Source organism: Vibrio sp. G-C-1 (assembly GCF_021728015.1).
Classification (GTDB): domain Bacteria; phylum Pseudomonadota; class Gammaproteobacteria; order Enterobacterales; family Vibrionaceae; genus Vibrio; species Vibrio splendidus.
Window position 1 is genome coordinate 202,198 of record NZ_JAKKCR010000008.1, and the last position, 17,995, is coordinate 220,192.

Consider the following 17,995-nt stretch of genomic DNA (forward strand, 5'->3'; position numbering starts at 1 on the left):
ATTATAAGTTAAAGCGTTTTATAAGCCATATGAATAAGAGATTAAATTTTGCGAGTTTGTTGCTCGCTATTACTTGCTACTCTCAGAGTTTTGCGGGTAATCATGAAGACGATTTCTTCCAATATGCTGAAGAAAAAGTGATGCGTGCGGTTTCCAACCAGCGAACGTGGAATGGCCCCACACAAGGCCCTGCCGTGCGCCATGAAAAGAACGTTATTTTTGTAGCGTCTGATTTACGTAATGGTGGCGTTTATGGCGTTGGGAAAGGCATATCTGAAGCCATTTCTAACATCAATTGGCACCTTAGATTCATCGATGGATTAGGCTCAGAAGTGCGCCAAGGTGCAGCTATCAGGAAAGCGATTGGTTTTGAACCCGATGCCATTGTTTTGGGCGGCATTGACGCTGTCCGACACAAAACCATTTTGAAACAAGCTGAAGATCTGGGAATCGTTGTCATTGGATGGCACGCGACTGAACTTGTCGGTGGTAATCCAGAAATAGGTTTATACACCAACATCACCACCGACCCTCTCGATGTGGCGGAAGTGGCCGCGCTACTCGCGATTGTAAACTCAAACGGTCGAGCGAGAACCGTGGTGTTCACCGACCCTAACTATGAAATCGCGATGATCAAAGCCAACGCGATGGTCAATACCATCAAGCGTTGCAGCACTTGTGATGTACTTGAGCTTAACTATTTACCGCTCGATAAAATTGCCGAGCAAATGCCTGCGACATTAAAGAACCTAGATGAGAAGTACGGCGAGAAAGTCACTCATCTTCTGGCAATCAACGACCTGTACATTGACTATGCTATCCCGTCTTTGGAGTCAAACCTCGAGGAGTACCGGTTAATACCACAAAATATCTCAGCGGGTGACGGTAGCAAGGCCGCGTACAAAAGAATCAATAGCGGTCAATTCCAACTGGCAACAGTACCTGAGCCTTTATATCTACAAGGCTGGCAAATAGTCGACGAACTCAACCGAGCATTTAATCACATGCCGCCAAGTGGCTACTCTGCCCCTGTGCATCTCGTCACGCCCGATAATGTTGAAGAGCTCATCAGCCAGTCAGACAAAGGCATCTACGACCCTAAAAATGGCTACCGTGAAGCGTATCTGAAAATTTGGAAGCCACAATGAAATTACCTCAGATAAACATCACCCAACGACTCATTATTTCGAACCTGCTTTCGCTTTTGATTGTCAGCTTTGCTGTCATCATGGTGATTCGATCTCTCTATTACGTCGAATCGACGCTTAAAAACGAAACTTCTACACACGTATCAGACTTGATTGTTAACTCTGAAATCAGCCGACGCGTATTTACGCTCACCTCTCGAGTTAAGTTACTTGAACAGACTTTTTTGTTCAGTGAAACCACACTGTCGGAAGAAGCATTTAATGTGGATTTCCAGCTTCAACGACTCAGAGACCTATCAACTAACGAAGGTTTCTCACAAAAGATTGATGCCTTTATCGATAACTTCCATCGTTTCTTAGGCAGTTCGCTCGCATTAAATCGAATTCTAAAGCAGACCAATCAAATCGACGCCACCTTAGCCGAACAGCTTGATCAGCTCGAATTTGCGATAGCCGACAGCAAGCTTAGGCACTTAGACCAACCAAATTTCATTCGTTATAACAATGAATTGGATCTCATCAACATGTTGAGAGAGTCGTTTCTCACTTCAGGAAAAATGGTTGGAGACATTCACAGTCGCATCACGCCAGAAACGGAGAAAGTACTGCTTATCGAGGTCGAGAAAGAACTCGATATATTCTTACTCCACTTAGAAAACGTTGATATAGAAACGACGGCGGTTATTGCTGAGAAGAAAAGAATCAATCGAACGGTGAAACGATACAACGCCGCTTTGAAGCGCATTAGAGCTAATCTGGAGCAGCGTTGGCTGGTGATGGCTTCGCTCTTAGTCGCTCAAAGCGACCTGTTGGAGATGGTAGAAAAAACCGAGTCACGCGTACAAAGCCAAGCCTTAGAATTAACCGACCAGCTTGAAAAAGAGATCGGTTTATCAAGACTGAACGCCATTATTATCAGTTTTTCAGCCGTTGTATTATCGATGTTATTGGTTCACCACGTTGTTCGACACCACATTCGAAAGCCACTCAATGCACTCAGGCATGGTTTTGATCGTCTAGAGTCTGGAAGCCTAAAAAACCCAATTAACTTGGGCCGAAGTGACGAATGGTCTCACTTAGAGAAAGCCTATAACGATATGGCTTCAAGGCTATCTAAAGCATACCTAGACCTCACGGAAGAAAAAAAGAACTTCGACTTCCTCGCCCACCACGATCCACTGACCAGTTTGGCAAATCGACTATTGGCAACCAAACAGTTAGATGAAGAGATCAGGAAATCCTATGAGAACAACGCCTCTTTCTTGCTGTTCTACCTCGACATTGACGAGTTTAAGACCATTAATGATTCTTTAGGGCATGCACCAGGTGACAACTTATTAGTCAATGTCGGGCACATATTGAGTAACTTAGTGGGTGATAAAGGATTTGTTGCCCGAATGGGTGGAGACGAGTTCTTGGTTGTTTACTCAAACATTGGGTTAGACGAAGGCGAACCTATCGCAGACCGCTTAAATCAAGCGTTAAGAAAGCCTTATTACATCGATGATAATTCTATTTTTGTATCGGCGAGTATTGGTGTGTGTGAGTACCCTACTCATGGTTTAGATCGTGAAACTCTAATCAGGAATGCGGACACAGCAATGTATCACGCAAAGCGAAACGGCCGAGATCAATATCGCGTCTACGCGGACGAAATGACTCACGAGGTAAACGACTTGATTGAAACCAACATGGGGCTTCATCAAGCCATTGCCAATGACGAGCTTGAAGTCTTCTTCCAACCCAAAGTTAACTTAGACTCGCAAGACATCATTGGTGCCGAGGCTCTAATACGTTGGCGCCACCCTAAACTGGGCTTATTGCCACCCGTCGATTTCCTTGAGGTTGCCGAAAAAAGTGATCTCATTATCGACATTGATAAGTGGGTATTTAAGAAAGTAGCGAATCTGATTACCGAATGGCAACGCACGGGAATGGACCTACAAGGCGTGATTTTTTCCATCAACTTCTCAGCGAGAATGTTCTATATGACCGATCTGGCAGACCAGTTACAAGTGATACTCGACGAAACGGATTGTCAGCCTCATCAACTGCTTCTGGAAATCACAGAAAGGGATATGATGCGAGATTTCGAGACCTGTTCAAGGACCATCGAGGTACTTCATTCTAAGGGTTACAAGATCGCTATCGATGATTTTGGAACGGGTTACTCTTCGTTGTCGGTGTTGAAGAATCTTTCCGCCGATTGCGTAAAATTAGATCGAAGCTTTATTGAAGATATTAACTCGTCAAAAGTAGATTATGAGATTACTTGCGCGGTTCTCAAGCTCGCGCAAATACTCGATTTCTCAGTGATTGCAGAAGGCCTTGAAACCCAGAATCATGTAACGACTCTACGCCAGATCGGTTGTAAATATGCTCAAGGCTATTTCTTCGCGCGACCTTTGCCTATTGATGATTGGGTGTCCTACTTCTTGCTTAACTCAGAACAGAGCCCAAAAGAGGCTTAGTATCCGTTACTTAAATGAAATAATTCAGTAAGTTAAGTTCCTTCACTGATTTATGATCAAACAAGGGCTGCCTTCGGGCAGCACCAAGCGAAACATATCTGAAGAGTCCCACATGACTCTAACTTGCAGGTCAATATCCCGCTCCCTTGCAATAAACGCCGCTTACCTCAGCTCAAGGATACTGGCTTTCTTTCCATTTGAAATTGTGCGAATGCTTTCTATAAAAAAGCCCTTTAGAAGCTAACTTGATAACTCTTTTGCTGCCGCTTTGAGCTTAGTGCGCAACCACTTGTGGCTAGGTTCGTTAGTGCGACTGGGGTGCCAAATCATACACATATCGAGGTCTTCCAATTCGAATGGCAAAGGCAGAGTTTTAACGTCATATTTTTCAGAAAAGCAACGCACCGATGACATAGGTAGCACTCCAATGTAATCAGAGCCCTCAATAACAGGCAGCATCTCAACAACGCCAGCAGCTCGATAGACTATTCTACGTTTTTCAAGGTCACTGTAGTGTTCAGAACTCAATAAGCTTCTACGTGCATGCCATCTTGAAACAACCACATGATCAAGTGATAAAAACTGTTCCATATCGATAGTGTCACCAATCGTGGGATGGTCTTGACGGCACACCACCACCAGTTCCTCTTTAGAGATCACCTCATGCTTGAGCATGGTTCTTCCTCTTGGCGTCATATCGATAATGACATCATGTCTTTGAAGCCTTAAATCAGACTCGTAATCTTCCGTAAATAGAGGATGAACTTCTAATGCGATACCAGGTGCGACTTGACTGATTAACTGCATGACTCTTGGCATCATTTCATAACTCGCTGCGGAAACGCAGGCAATTGAAAACACACGGCCAGAAGTTTTAGGGTCAAAATCTCTTGATGCGGATAAGGTAGAAGTAAAGTTTTTAAGCGCAGCAGCCATTGCAGGATAGATATCAATAGCGAATGTGGTTGGCTCTACGCCAGAAGTAGTTCGATGAAACAGTGGCTCGTCATAGATATCTCTCAACCTTGCAAGCGCTTTGCTCACAGCTGGCTGGCTTATATCCATGCGATTAGCAGCCCTAGATAAGTTCTGCTCTTCATAAATAGCGACAAATATAGGAATTAGATTGAGTTCGGTACTTTTCATACAGTTCCATATTAAAGAAGCAGGTTCCCTATAGTAGAGAACCTGCCGATTTTGTTCGATGCGAATGACTAAAGTTTGCTACTTAGTTCTATCTTTTAAGTCTGGCAAGGCTTTAGGGATTTTCAAGCGGTCGAAAATTGAACGAGAATTGCTTGAGTTGGATTTATCACTGGGTAATTTACGTAAGCTTTTCCATAAACGAGTAAATACGTTTTTGTCTTCACGCCCTAGTTGAAGCGCTTCACTATCTTCTAGCCAACGCTTTTGTCCATTCAATTTACCAAGTTGGGCTTTATCCAGCTCTAGCTGAGAGGTTTCGTTTCGTAATTGACGATAGATAAAGGTTCTTAATGCAGCCCAATTACCTTGCTTAAGTAAACGACGTAGTACCAACCAACCTGGTGTTGGGCGGTTCGCATAATAACGTTTAACAGAAACAAAGCACGCCACACTGAACAACAATGCCAGACCAACGCTAATAAACACTGACATGTAAGCCTTGATGAAAGATTGGACTGTGTGTTTGGCTTCAAACAGATTCCCTTTTATCACCACGGTTTCAAGGCGTTGATTTTTGCTGTCCCACCACTGAAATGAAAACTCTGGCAACGTAAATTCACCGCCCTGCTGAATAACATAAACCGTCTCCTCAATTCGACTGGAACGGTAGTTACCACGATCTTGAGTATCATCTAAACGATTAGGTTGCGGGTAAGCTTGGTACTGCTGGGTCGATTCATTGTTCAACACATCCGGCAGTAATACAGAAAGGCTGTCTTTTGCCTTGATGGTTACCGTTCGAGTAATGGCATCGCCTACTTTTAAGTTTTCACTCGAGCGTAGCCATTGTTGCTCTGTATCTACTTCTGTTGCAGAAAACCAAGGCGATTCATTATCAAGTAAACCTGAAGGTAACGAAGCTTCAAACTTAATTGGCTGCGTGTAAAGCGTGCCGCCAACGTTAGAACCATCAGGTGCAGAAACTTGGACGCGAACCGGCACGGTTGGAATGACAAACTCGCCAGAAGTCATCGGATAAAGTGTCACTTCCCATCGTTGACGCGACCATGTAGTGCCATTGACCCGTTCCGTGTAGTTAGTTGCGAGTTGGTTACGTTGCTTAGCAATCACGTTAGGGATTTCGATACTGCCGATTCGAGTCCCTCCTGTTAACCAGCGCGGCGTCGCCACCTCAATATTTAGAATTACCTGCTCATTAACGCTCACTTTAGTCGGCGTTATCTTATCGCCTGACTTTGGCTTTTCCCCTACCCAAGCGATAAGCTCAACGTCACCACTTTTTTGGAGATCGAAGATATCGGCAGCAGAAGCAACAAAAGGAGAAAACCAACTCAATATAAGAGTCATCGACAGTAACCACTTATGGGATCTGAATCGCACTCTCTTTGATTGAATGGCTTCAAGAGCTAAATCATATCGACTCATTGGGTTTGCTCCTGTTTTGGCGCCTGTTCGATAGAAGGCGCAGGATCTCTTAACTGAATTTGGAATTTGGATTTCAAGAAGAACTTAGGGTCCGCTTCTACGCGCTTCAACCACTTGTCGGCAAGTTCTTGGCTGCCCAAGATTTCATTGGCGTTAAGCGTTTCCTTGAGCATCAATTCCGCTACCGTTTCTTCTTCAGCACCATCACCCGTTCGCGGCTGATCGTCTTCGAGTTCTAAAGATTCTTCAGGACCATCTGTGGTTCCAGACTGACTTTCACTGGTTCGGTTAACCTCTTCAACAATCCCACTAAGCACTGCAAGATTGTTTTCGACATCTGTTCTTAGTTCTGGTGACAGATCCTCTTTCTCGCTTAATGATTTCAAAAGGTCTCGCGCCGCAAGATATTCACGCTGTCTGGCTAACGCACTGGCCGCGTTGTATAAACCAAGATCAGTTTTGGTTTGCAAGAACGCACTGTGAGCGAGCTTAAAATCACGAGCATAGTAGTAAGCCGCGCCTTTTCTCATTGGGTCAGTAAAATGTTTTGCCGCTTCAAGGTATTCCTTCTGGTTCAACAGGCGTTGACCTTGCTGGTCGGGCGTTAACCATAAGTCCCACCACCATTGAGCGGTCTTATCCCAAGCCGTAAGTGACTCCACCACAACTGGTTTCTCAGCGGTTAAGTTGACTGTTTTCGCCAAAGTGTCTGGTGAATACATGCTGCTTGTGATCATCAAACCAACGACACACCACTGCACCAACCACCCTTTTCTGAACCATAGCAACATAATGAAAGCCATTGGAATAAGCAGTCCATAGCCCATGTCTTTCCAAGGCATTGAAGATTCGCCGTTGAGCTGCATGTTTCTTTCAACCGCTCTGTTCAGTTGTTGGATATCCGAATCATCAACGGTCACCTCAACCACTCGTCCGCCCGTCTTGCTCGCTAAGCTACGCAGTGAATCGAGATCGACTGGATTATCACTCACCACATTGCTATTTCCTGCGGCTAGAATGAGCAACTGATACGGATTGTCGTTAAAGAAACTCTCGTACGCCCTAATGGTGCTTGGGTTTACACCATCTGATACCAACAGTACAGAAGAGCCTAACTCACCAGACAGTTGCTGATTAATCAATGGCAGTGCTTCTTCTGCTGACTTACCTGATACCGGCATGATATCGGGAGTGATAGCCGCTAGAAACGGTTCGAATACCTTGCTGTCTTGAGTGACGGGCATCGCGACGTGTGCGCTGCCTGCGTAAACCACTAAGCCCGTATTACCGCCTTTCCGAGCTGCCAATAAGTCTCTAATTTTCTGCTTAGATCGTTCCAAGCGACTCGGTGGTAAGTCTTTAGCGAGCATGGATTCACTGTTATCAAGCACAACCAACATCGACGCTTTGTCTTCACCAAAAGGCGAAGCCTCACGTTGCCATGTTGGGCCAGAACAGATAATGATGGCGATAGTTACAATCACCACCAATAGCTTCAATGGCAGCTGCTTACGCCAGCCTGTTTCGCCAATCGTCAATGCATCACGTAAGTGTGCAGGTAGAATGTCTTTCCACGTTGGTTTGGTCTCTTCTCTCCAACGAACCCATAACAGGAAGAACATCGGAATAAAGGCCAACAACCACAAAGGTCGGATAAAATGAAACTGGGTGAATAACTGTTGTAGAGTGAGAGAATCAGGCATCATCCTCTCCTTTCAATTTTTTATTTTTAGAAGCCAAAAGCGACCTTCTACGTAAAGTCGCCAGACTAAAGGCAGTCAGATACATCACAACAACAATCGCCATTAAGTAATGGTGCAGCCCCTGTTTAGGACGATAAGTGGTACTTTCATATAACTGTGGTTCTAGTTCACCGATTTGAGCGTAGGCTTTGGTCAGTTCGTCGCGGTTAAGCGCCTCAAAGGCTTCGCCACCAGACTCTTGAGCCACTCGTTTGATGGTTTCCATATCCAAAGCCACTTCACCAACGGTTTGTGGGTCACCCATAGCGATCACGTGAATACGAACGCCTTTCGCCTTCGCCACTTTGGCGGCATCAATCGGTTCAACAAAGCTTCCCGTATCATTACCGTCGGTTAGTACGATCACGACCTTCTCTTTTTCGTTGGCATCAACACTTGAATCTTGAACGGCAACACTTTGCTTTTCGCTTTGTTCAAACACCTTAATCGCCAAGCCAATTGCATCACCTAAGTGCGTGCTTTGCCCTGCCATAGCGACATCGGTTTGATTAAGCAGTTCAAGCCACACATCTTGGTCAGCTGTAAACGGTGTTTGTACAAACGCTGCATCACCAAAAAGAATCAAACCGAGTCGATCCCCTTTTCGGGTAGTCGCAAAATCAGCCAGCACTTCTTTGGTCGCGTCCAAACGAGATATTTTATCGCCCCGCTTAGAGGTAAAGTCTTGTTCTGCCATTGAGCCAGATAAATCGACCACTACCATCACATCACGACCTAATTGTTCGCGAACTTGCGGCTCACCAAGAATGGTTGGTTTAGCGAGCGCGCACACCACTAATGCCCAAGTAATAATGAGCGTGGTTCGTTGCCACCAGCTTGGTGTTAGCTGGCTTGCCCCTTCAGACGGCGCTTCACCAATAGCTTCAACCAATTCACTGAAAAATGGCACCTTGATGGCCATTTGCTTAGTTCGATAAGCTGGCACGGCAAAGTAGACCAACAACGGCAAAGGCAGCGCGATAAACCACAGTGGGTGCGCGAATTCAAAGCTGGCAGATAAACTATCAAACATTATCTTGCCCCTCTGGTTTCGCTTGTACATCTGGTTTATGAATTTTTAGCCACATCATCGCGGTTTGAATCACCTCTAAACGCTGTTCAAAGCTCAAACGCACATTAGGGTCAATTAAGCTCTGCATCCATAATTCTGAGATTTCATCGGCAAAGAACGCATTGCTGTTTTCACTTGTGTTAGCGCTAACAGGCAGATAAGCGTTTAGACGGTTTACATAGGCTTTTCCAAACAGCTTTGCATTACTGCTGTCTAGGTAACGAAGTACCACTTTGAGGACTTTAAAGGTTCGTTCAGTTGAGTTCTTGTCTCTTGCATCCAGTACCATGAGTTCTTGAAGCGCTTCTTTGCGATAACGGTTATTCCACCACCTTAACGCCAAGCGATAAGCCAGATAGATAGCGACCAATAACAGAATAACGCCAAGGATCTTCCAGCCGATAGTTTGAGGAGCCCAGCTCACACTGTCAGGAATCGCTACATCGTGCAGTTCGCGGAGGATATAGGTACTTGGGGGAGTATGTTCAACAGCCATTTAGCGCCCTCCCACTAGCTTCTGCAGCTGTGATATGTGATTGCCCGACGTGTCTAATTCTATATAAGGGAGGTTTTTCATCGCCATCAATTTAGCAAGGGACTGTTTCTGAAGTGCCGCTTTCTGAGCAAGACTTTCACTCGCGAGGTTTACCTTAGATTGGCTATCCAGATTAAGTTGAAAACGACCATCACCCACCACCCAGTTTGCGCTTGCAAGATCTTGAGGCAATGACTGTTCTAATGGGTCGGTGACCATAATGGCCAAGATATCGTTGTGTTGCTGTAACTGCTTTAGTCGATCGAGATGTTGTTCTCGGCAGTCTCGCCAGTCACTAATGAATATCAAGGTTGATTGCTTGAGTCTCATTCGCTTGATCAGTTCAATCCACTGGCTAAAACCAACACCCTCGCTGTCACTCACACTCACGTCTAAGCTTTGATTAGCCTTGGTAAGATGCTTTAACTGAGCCAATAAATCAGACTGTGAACGCTGCGCTTTGGTATGAAAGAGCTTTTGGTGTGACGCTAAAACGAAGCCGACACGATCACCATCTTTAAGCACTCGCCATCCACACAGTGCAGCGACTTCGGCAGCCACAACGGATTTCATGGTGTTTTGAGAAGCAAAAAACATCGAACTGCGCTGATCAACACAGATCATCACATTACGGTCTTTCTCTTCGGTATAACTACGAACATGAGGTTTACCTGTTCGCATCGTAACTTTCCAATCGAGGTTACGAATATCATCACCCAATTGGTAATGACGTAATTCTTCGAAGTTCAAACCACGACCACGGAACAAAGAGTTATGTCTGCCCGAAAGTACGCTGCCCGCTTTTAAATGAGGTAACAGTGAAAATGACTCAGCTTGAGCCTGAATTCGCACTAACCTTGAATAGTCACAGTACAGTCGAGGATCAAGGCCTTGCGGTTTAGGAGCTTGTGTTGGCTTCGCCATGACGCCCCCTAGTTATCCGATCTCAACATTATCAAGCAGTTCTTCAACCACTCTTTGATGGTCAACACCATCGGCTAATGCATCGTAAGACAACGAGAATCGGTGGCCTAATACGGTTGGTAACATGGCACGCACATCGTCTAACGTGACGTGGTCACGCCCTTGTAGCCAAGCATAAGCGCGAGCACATTTATCCAATGAGATTGACGCGCGTGGGCTTGAACCAATCTCAATCCACTTTGATAGATTTGATTCTGGGTAACGTTCTGGCTTACGTGTCGCCATCACCAAAGCCACAATGTAGTTCTCAACTAAATCGGAAACGGCAATGTCTGGAAGTTGGCGGCGCGCTTCAAGCACCAATTCAGGTTCGATGTGTTGCGGTGTGACTAGCTCTGAGCTAGTTTCACTGCCAAGTTCTTCGCTGCGCACCAATCGAATGATGTCGCGTTCAGCTTCATCTTCTGGATAGTCGACCGTCACTTTCATAATGAAACGGTCCATCTGTGCTTCAGGCAGTGGATACGTACCTTCTTGCTCTACTGGGTTTTGAGTGGCTAGCACCATAAATAGATCTGGCAGAATATGAGTTTGACCACCCACCGTAATCGTCCCTTCCGCCATCGCTTCAAGCAGTGCCGCTTGCACCTTTGCAGGGGCACGGTTCACTTCATCGGCCAGAACAATGCTATTGAAAATAGGACCCGGTTGAAAGTGCAACTGAGGCTTTCCATCAAGCTCTTGATACACTTCTGTACCGGTTACATCTGATGGCAGCAGGTCAGGCGTAAACTGAATTCGACCAAAACTGGTGTTCAATAGATTCGCCAGCGATTTCACTGAACGAGTTTTCGCTGTACCGGGAAGTCCCTCTAAAAGCACATGCCCATTAGTCAATAACCCTATCACCAGAGCCCGAACGACGTGGCTCTGACCGATAACACTTTTCTCTGTTTGTTCAATCAGTTGGTTAATTGCTTGTTGCGCATGGTTCATAGGTCTTCCCTTAATTCAATCTGGCTGCGTACATCCTACTCACAAGCCCCATAACTATTAGTTATAAACGTGATAATTGCTCATAAGCGTGATAATTAGTTACAAGCGGAATAAGCAGCAAGCACAATAGCCAAGCTCACCTTATCGCTTTATTTAAACTTAGCTCTCAATTGGTTAATGGCCTCCGGCGGTGCCACTTTGCTCAGTGATGAAATACATTGCTCAAACGCCTTTGGTACGCCCGGTATATGGCTGTTTCGCGCCAACACTTCACACTGGGCATACAAGTGCTGTGGGTTACGGCTAAATTGGTAAGCCTTGTGCAGTGATTGACTTGCCGCAAGCACATCAGATTTCTCCAAAGCCAATCCGTACACGTACCAATATTGTGGGTCGGTTTGTGCAGTTTCAGCAGCTTGCTTAAGGTACTCCGTTGCTTGGTCGTAATCTTTCACACGAAGCAGAGACAATCCTGTGCTGTATGGCAAAACACTCGATTTAGGCTGAGCTTCAATACCTTGCTTCAACGTCGACAACGCTTTTGCTTCGTTACCTTGCGCTCGATACAAATCCGCCAAGTTGGCGTAGCTGTTTTCGAAGTAAGGCTCAATCTCGATAGCACCTTGATAGAACTCAATCGCTTTATCGTGCTGACCTAGATCGCGGTAAACGTTGCCTAGGTTAGTTCGTCCAAATCCTCTATCGGCATTAAATTGCTGTATCTCAATGTACTCTTCCAATGCAGGCTTGATTTGGTCTTTCTGCAGAGGGTTCATTTCTCCCCAATAACGTACCAATGCACCTGCGGTTTCTGAACGAATCGACAATACAGGGTCTTTCAGTAGCGGTTCTAAAATCTGCCAACGGTCAGTGAATGGAAAACCAGACGAGCCTTGCACCACGCCCAAACGGATCATTTCATCATCATGTTTCACCGCTCTTGCTAGCGAGATAAGCGTATTCTTACCCGTATTGCCGCCCAAACGTTCTAAGCTCGATGCACGAATAATATTGCTTAAGCTGGAGTCCTGAGCCGAGTATGCCAACGCATCCTCTGCACCTCTGTGCCCTATTGAGTCAGCATAAAAGGCAACGGCAAAATGTTGCTGATTACGATACTTAGAATCTGGGAACCACTCACCGATTTGCTTATCTGCCCACTGGTCAGTTTGGTCTTCATGACAGCTAGTACACACGTTCGGCGTTTTAATATGTTGGCTAATATCAGGACGCGGGATATGCCAACTATGGTCACGTCTTGGGTCGACCTCCATGTAAGTCGTTTCTGGCATGTGACAAGTCGTACATTGTGAAGCTTCGGTATTCGCCTCGTGGAAGGTGTGCTTTTCAGGCGTGTATTCAGAAGCAATGTGACATTGGCTACATACGGCTTCCTCTGCAATTTTTAATTCTGCGGTATGAGGATCGTGGCAGTTAGTACACGTGACGCCTTTCTCTGCCATCACTGATTGAAGGAAAGATCCGTAAACGTAATCTTCATCGTAGATTTGACCATCGTTGTGGTAAAGCTCAGGAGTAATCAAGCTCAAACGATACTTATCAAAGAATGACCCGTTCACGTGGTCACCCGTTTCATTTAACTGAGTTCGTCGGCCGTGGCACTGAGCACAGGTTTGGACTTGGTTGGTATGGATGATGTCTTTTGGTTGCAGGGTTGAGTTGCCCTCTTGGTAGATCCACTCTTTCACCGACTTCGACAAGTCGCGATCAAAACCATAATGCGCCGAGACTTGAGCATCCTTTCCGCCGTTAGCTTTTGCTGACTGCTCTTTGGTTAATTGAGCTTTTGCTAACTGGGCCTGCTCAACGTGCTCACTCGCAGGGCCATGACACGCTTCACAACCGACATTAATCTCAGACCAAGTAGTGTTGTAAGTATTGCTTGCGCTGTCGTAGTTCTTTTCTAGGTTCGTTGAATGGCAATCAGCACACATGAAGTTCCAGTTTTGACCGCTATTAGTCCAGTAGAATTCATCAGTGTTGGTGGTATCCGGGTAGAGGTTAAACCAGCGTTGACCGCCTTCGCCCTCAGTGCGAGAGTCCCAAGCGAAAGGAATCAACTGTACTCGACCGTCTTCAAACTCAACCATGTACTGTTGTAATGGTTCAAAGGCAAAGGTATAGCTGATTTTGTAATCTTTGAATTGCCCGTCTGGGCCTTCGATATTGACCCAGAACTCTTCACCCTTGCGAAAAAATCGGTTGGGTTTACCGCCATGAGTGACCGTTTGATCGTTGAAATCGCCTAATACAGATTCATCTGTAGCGTGTTTCATCGCCATGTCATGATGAGAGCCCTGCCACGCTTCGACTTCTTCACTATGACAATCAACACAAGCTTCCGAACCGACATACGTGGCTTTAGAGCCGATAGGTAAAACATCAGAGCTAGCGTGTGAAGCTACAGAACTGAGCTTTGAAGCCTCAGTGTTGCTATTAGGATCTTGCTCGTTGGCATAGGTGCTCAAACTGAACAGCGACAACATAAGTGGAGACAAGATTACGGATAATACTGCGACTCTCTGGTGTTTCAATCCGTTCACTAGCGAGCACAACCATGCAGACATAACATTCCTTGTTTTTATACATCCTTATGCTTACTAAGGTAGACGTAAAAACGACTAAAATACAATTATTTAGTGGCAATGAGCACGATAGTTGTGATTCATATTCACGACCGGGATTTACTCATCGATATGCGCATAAAAAAAAGAGCTCCTAGGAGCTCTTTGTGTTTTCAGTTTCATCAAGCTATCAGTTTCAATAAACCAGAGCTTACTTATTATGGTTCTCTTGAAGTTTCTCCATAACCTGATCCAAGCTAAAGCTTGCTGCTTTTTGGCGTGGTGGGTATTCGGCAAACGTTTCTAAGAACTCGCCTACATACGCTTGCGCAGGAACGAACATATAAGCATGGTCTAACAACCAGTCATAATAGGTATTCGAAGTAATGTCTGCGTTTTCGTATGGGTCCATACGCAGGTTAAACAGCTTAGGAAGACGTAACGTCACGAACGGTTCTGACCAAATCTGCATGGTACCCGTTGCACGTTGCTCCATGAACACCGCTTTCCATTGGTTGTAACGAAGCGCCGCTAAATCGCCATCATCGGTAAAGTAGAAGATCTCTGAACGACGGCCTTTTTCTTCTTCACCCGTTAGGTAAGGAAGGAAGTTATAACCATCTAAGTGAACCTTAAACGTTTTATCACCGGCAGTATGACCTTTCAGCAATTTCTCTTTGATTTGGTCATCACCAGCAGCGGCAACGAAGGTTGGCATCCAGTCCATGTGGTGCATGATTTCATTGGATACGGTTCCAGGTTCAATCTTACCAGGCCAACGGACCATTGCTGGTACACGGTATGCGCCTTCCCAGTTAGTGTTTTTCTCACCACGGAACGGGGTTGTACCCGCATCAGGCCAAGAGTTCATGTGTGGACCGTTATCCGTTGAGTAGAAAACGATGGTGTTGTCTTTGATTCCCAACTCATCCACTTGCTTCAATAGTTGCCCAACGTGTCGATCGTGCTCAACCATACCATCTGCGTAATTACCGACACCGGTCACACCTTTACTATCGGCTTTCACGTGCGTTCTAAAGTGCATACGTGTTGCGTTCCACCAAACGAAGAATGGCTTGTCCGCTTTCACTGCGCGATCCATGAAATCAAGTGCCGCGTCTAGTGTTTCTTCATCGACCGTTTCCATACGCTTACGCGTTAGTGGACCCGTATCTTCAATCTTGCCATCAGCAAACGACTTGATAACGCCACGAGGGCCGAATTTCTTACGAAACTCTGGGTCGGTTGGGTAATCTTCATTTTCTGGTTCTTCTTCAGCATTTAGGTGGTAAAGGTTGCCAAAAAATTCGTCAAACCCGTGTGCTGTTGGAAGGAATTCATCTTTATCGCCAAGGTGGTTTTTACCAAATTGACCTGTCATGTAACCCATAGGTTTCAGCATTTCTGCAATTGTCGCGTCTTCCGCTTGCAAGCCAATGTCTGCGCCCGGCAAACCTACTTTACTCAAACCTGTTCGTAATACACTTTGTCCCGTAATAAAGGTAGAGCGACCCGCAGTACACGATTGTTCAGCGTAATAATCGGTAAACATCATCCCTTCTTTGGCGATGCTATCAATATTGGGCGTTTTGTAACCCATTAAACCAAAGGTGTACGCGCTAACATTAGACTGTCCAATATCATCCCCCCAAATCACGAGAATATTTGGTTTTTCAGCTGCGAATGTGGTGGTGGAAGCCGCCATCATCGCCGTACCCAAAATTGCTAAACGACGCTTAACGCCATATTTCGCTGTCATAGAAACCTCTTCGTAAGTTATTTGCATCCTGCCCTACAACGTATAGTCCATTTTTTAAGCATGCGCGAGGTTCGCTAAGCTATTAATCTTTTTGTCATTTTTTATTCAGATACAGGCGCAGAAGTTATCGATAAGGTTTACGGCGACAAACATGATAAGGATCACACATGTTATCTAAGGGTTTCTGGTAACCATCAGCCTAAATTCAATTTAATCAGCAAGTTAACCATGCATCATAACGATTGGTTATAAGCACTATAAAAGGACGTAACGGAATTTTGAGAATAACATTTACTCATCGATGCGTTGTTCTAACGCATTAATCTTAAAAGTGAATCGGAGTCCTTATGGGTACTAAAATTAATAAACTAGCATTAGGTGTTGGCTTATTAGCAGCTTCTTCAGCGGCAACAGCAGCAGAAAAACCAAACATTCTTGCTATCTGGGGTGATGACATTGGTGTATTCAACATCAGTGCATACAACAACGGTATGATGGGTTACGAAACACCTAACATCGACCGTATTGCTAACGAAGGCGCACTATTTACTGACCACTACGGTCAACAATCGTGTACTGCTGGTCGTGCTGCATTCCTAACAGGTCAAGAACCTTTCCGTACTGGTCTATTGACTATCGGCATGCCAGGTTCGGACCACGGTATCCCTGATTGGGCTCCAACGATCGCAGACCTTCTTAAAGAACAAGGCTACATGACAGCTCAGTTCGGTAAGAACCACATGGGTGACCAAGACAAACACCTTCCAACGAACCACGGTTTTGACCAGTTCTTCGGTAACCTGTACCACCTAAACGCGGAAGAAGAGCCAGAGACATACTACTACCCTAAAGACCCTGAGTTCCGTAAGAACTTTGGCCCTCGTGGTGTAATCAAATCGACTTCAGACGGTAAGATTGAAGATACAGGCCCTATGACGCGTAAGCGTATGGAGCATGCGGATGAAGAGTTCCTAGAAGAATCTCTAGCATTCATGGAAAAAGCAGTGAAAGCTGACAAACCATTCTTCATTTGGCACAACACGACTCGTATGCACGTGTGGACTCGTCTACAAGAAAAATACCAAGGCGCATCTGGTATCAGCATCTACGCTGATGGCATGTTAGAGCACGATGACCAAGTGGGTATCCTTTTAGACAAGCTTGATGAGCTTAAAATCGCAGACAACACTATCGTCATCTACTCGACCGATAACGGTGCAGAAACGGTATCTTGGCCTGATGGTGGTGCTACTTACTTCCACGGTGAAAAAGGTACAACTTACGAAGGCGGTATGCGTGTTCCTCAGCTAGTTCGCTGGCCTGGCACTATCAAACCGGGAACTAAGATCAACGATATCATGGGACACCAAGACTGGATCCCTACTCTACTAGCAGCCGCTGGTGATGATAAAGTGGTTGAGAAACTTGCATCTGATAAAGGTGCAACTTACAACGGTAAAAACTGGCGTGTTCACCTAGATGGTTACAACTTCCTACCTTACTTCCAAGGCAAAGAAGAGAAAGGCCCTCGTGACAGCATGCTTTACTTCTCTGCTAACGCTGAGCTAAACGCAGTTCGTTGGAATGACTTCAAGATTTCGTTCGCAGTAATGGACGGTAACATTGTTGATGCAGTTCGCTTCCAACCAAACTGGCCTCAAGTTGTTCATCTACGTGCTGACCCATTCGAAAAAGCACCACACGAATCGGGCATGTACCTACGCTGGATGGCAGACAACATGTGGTTATTCGTACCAGTAGGCGGCAAAGTACAAGAGTTCATGAACACGCTACCTGACTACCCAATGCAGAATAGCCAAGTACTGAACCCTGGTAACTTCAACCAAAATGCTTACATGCTTCAAGGTAAACTTAAGCAACTAGAAGCGGCAGCAGCTCAAGCTAAATAAGCCCCTCTAGACCATGTAATTCAAGCAGTTTAGAAAGTACATGATGTAATACCAAAGCCGTGGTCACTCTATGCAGTTACCACGGCTTTTCTACGTCTGACACTTGTTTTCTGTATCTGCATAAGTATCTGTATCTTAAAAATCCGAGTTTTATACAACAAGGTCTTTTCGAATTGACCGTTAGGTCACTAACTTACCCTACGTAACGCGTTGTTTCTAACGATCCCTGTTCCTTGCCATTCAACGATTCAATGACTTCAT

At 45.4% G+C, this 17,995-nt stretch carries 12 protein-coding genes and 1 pseudogene; 3 read left to right on the forward strand and 10 right to left on the reverse strand.

Features of this window, described 5'->3' with window-relative positions; genetic code table 11:
• Positions 1 to 29 precede the first annotated feature (29 nt).
• Both L3V36_RS13770 and L3V36_RS13775 read left to right on the forward strand, forming a co-directional pair.
• The gene (locus L3V36_RS13770; RefSeq protein WP_004730499.1) at positions 30 to 1,148 is read left to right on the forward strand and encodes a substrate-binding domain-containing protein; all 1,119 of its coding nucleotides are present in this window, start codon (positions 30 to 32) and stop codon (positions 1,146 to 1,148) included.
• Positions 1,145 to 3,619, forward strand: coding sequence for an EAL domain-containing protein (locus L3V36_RS13775; RefSeq protein ID WP_102446699.1), 2,475 nt, complete (start codon positions 1,145 to 1,147; stop codon positions 3,617 to 3,619). Before L3V36_RS13770 ends, L3V36_RS13775 begins: the two co-directional genes overlap by 4 nt.
• Before the next feature lie 81 nt (positions 3,620 to 3,700).
• Here the strand turns inward: L3V36_RS13775 and L3V36_RS23955 are convergent.
• From L3V36_RS23955 to L3V36_RS13820, 10 genes and pseudogenes are all read right to left on the reverse strand, one after another.
• Positions 3,701 to 3,841: pseudogene (locus L3V36_RS23955) on the reverse strand (lipid kinase YegS); the annotation flags it as partial.
• An 18-nt stretch (positions 3,842 to 3,859) separates the two neighbouring features.
• Positions 3,860 to 4,765, reverse strand: a complete 906-nt coding sequence (locus L3V36_RS13780; protein ID WP_102446700.1) for a LysR family transcriptional regulator — start codon at positions 4,763 to 4,765, stop codon at positions 3,860 to 3,862.
• Between the two features lie 78 nt (positions 4,766 to 4,843).
• Positions 4,844 to 6,211, reverse strand: coding sequence for a BatD family protein (locus L3V36_RS13785; RefSeq protein ID WP_102446701.1), 1,368 nt, complete (start codon positions 6,209 to 6,211; stop codon positions 4,844 to 4,846).
• Positions 6,208 to 7,914, reverse strand: a complete 1,707-nt coding sequence (locus L3V36_RS13790) for a VWA domain-containing protein (protein WP_102446702.1) — start codon at positions 7,912 to 7,914, stop codon at positions 6,208 to 6,210. Before L3V36_RS13790 ends, L3V36_RS13785 begins: the two co-directional genes overlap by 4 nt.
• Positions 7,907 to 8,986: a VWA domain-containing protein gene (locus tag L3V36_RS13795; protein ID WP_208774891.1), complete on the reverse strand. Its 1,080-nt coding sequence runs from the start codon at positions 8,984 to 8,986 to the stop codon at positions 7,907 to 7,909. The genes L3V36_RS13790 and L3V36_RS13795 overlap by 8 nt, the downstream gene beginning before the upstream one ends.
• Positions 8,979 to 9,521, reverse strand: coding sequence for a DUF4381 domain-containing protein (locus L3V36_RS13800; RefSeq protein WP_208774893.1), 543 nt, complete (start codon positions 9,519 to 9,521; stop codon positions 8,979 to 8,981). Before L3V36_RS13800 ends, L3V36_RS13795 begins: the two co-directional genes overlap by 8 nt.
• The gene (locus tag L3V36_RS13805) at positions 9,522 to 10,484 is read right to left on the reverse strand and encodes a DUF58 domain-containing protein (RefSeq protein WP_017080116.1); all 963 of its coding nucleotides are present in this window, start codon (positions 10,482 to 10,484) and stop codon (positions 9,522 to 9,524) included.
• Positions 10,485 to 10,496: 12 nt separating this feature from the next.
• Positions 10,497 to 11,480: a MoxR family ATPase gene (locus L3V36_RS13810; protein ID WP_017094550.1), complete on the reverse strand. Its 984-nt coding sequence runs from the start codon at positions 11,478 to 11,480 to the stop codon at positions 10,497 to 10,499.
• 149 nt (positions 11,481 to 11,629) lie between these two features.
• Positions 11,630 to 14,068 (reverse strand): tetratricopeptide repeat protein, encoded by a 2,439-nt coding sequence (locus tag L3V36_RS13815; RefSeq protein ID WP_208774895.1) that lies wholly within the window; start codon positions 14,066 to 14,068, stop codon positions 11,630 to 11,632.
• Positions 14,069 to 14,276: 208 nt separating this feature from the next.
• Positions 14,277 to 15,824 carry an arylsulfatase gene (locus L3V36_RS13820; protein WP_004730481.1) on the reverse strand — a complete coding sequence of 516 codons (1,548 nt, stop codon included), beginning with the start codon at positions 15,822 to 15,824 and terminating at the stop codon, positions 14,277 to 14,279.
• A 347-nt stretch (positions 15,825 to 16,171) separates the two neighbouring features.
• Between L3V36_RS13820 and L3V36_RS13825 the strand changes: the two genes are divergently transcribed.
• Complete coding sequence (locus L3V36_RS13825; RefSeq protein WP_060981438.1) at positions 16,172 to 17,734, forward strand: arylsulfatase; 1,563 nt, start codon at positions 16,172 to 16,174, stop codon at positions 17,732 to 17,734.
• Positions 17,735 to 17,995 lie beyond the last annotated feature (261 nt).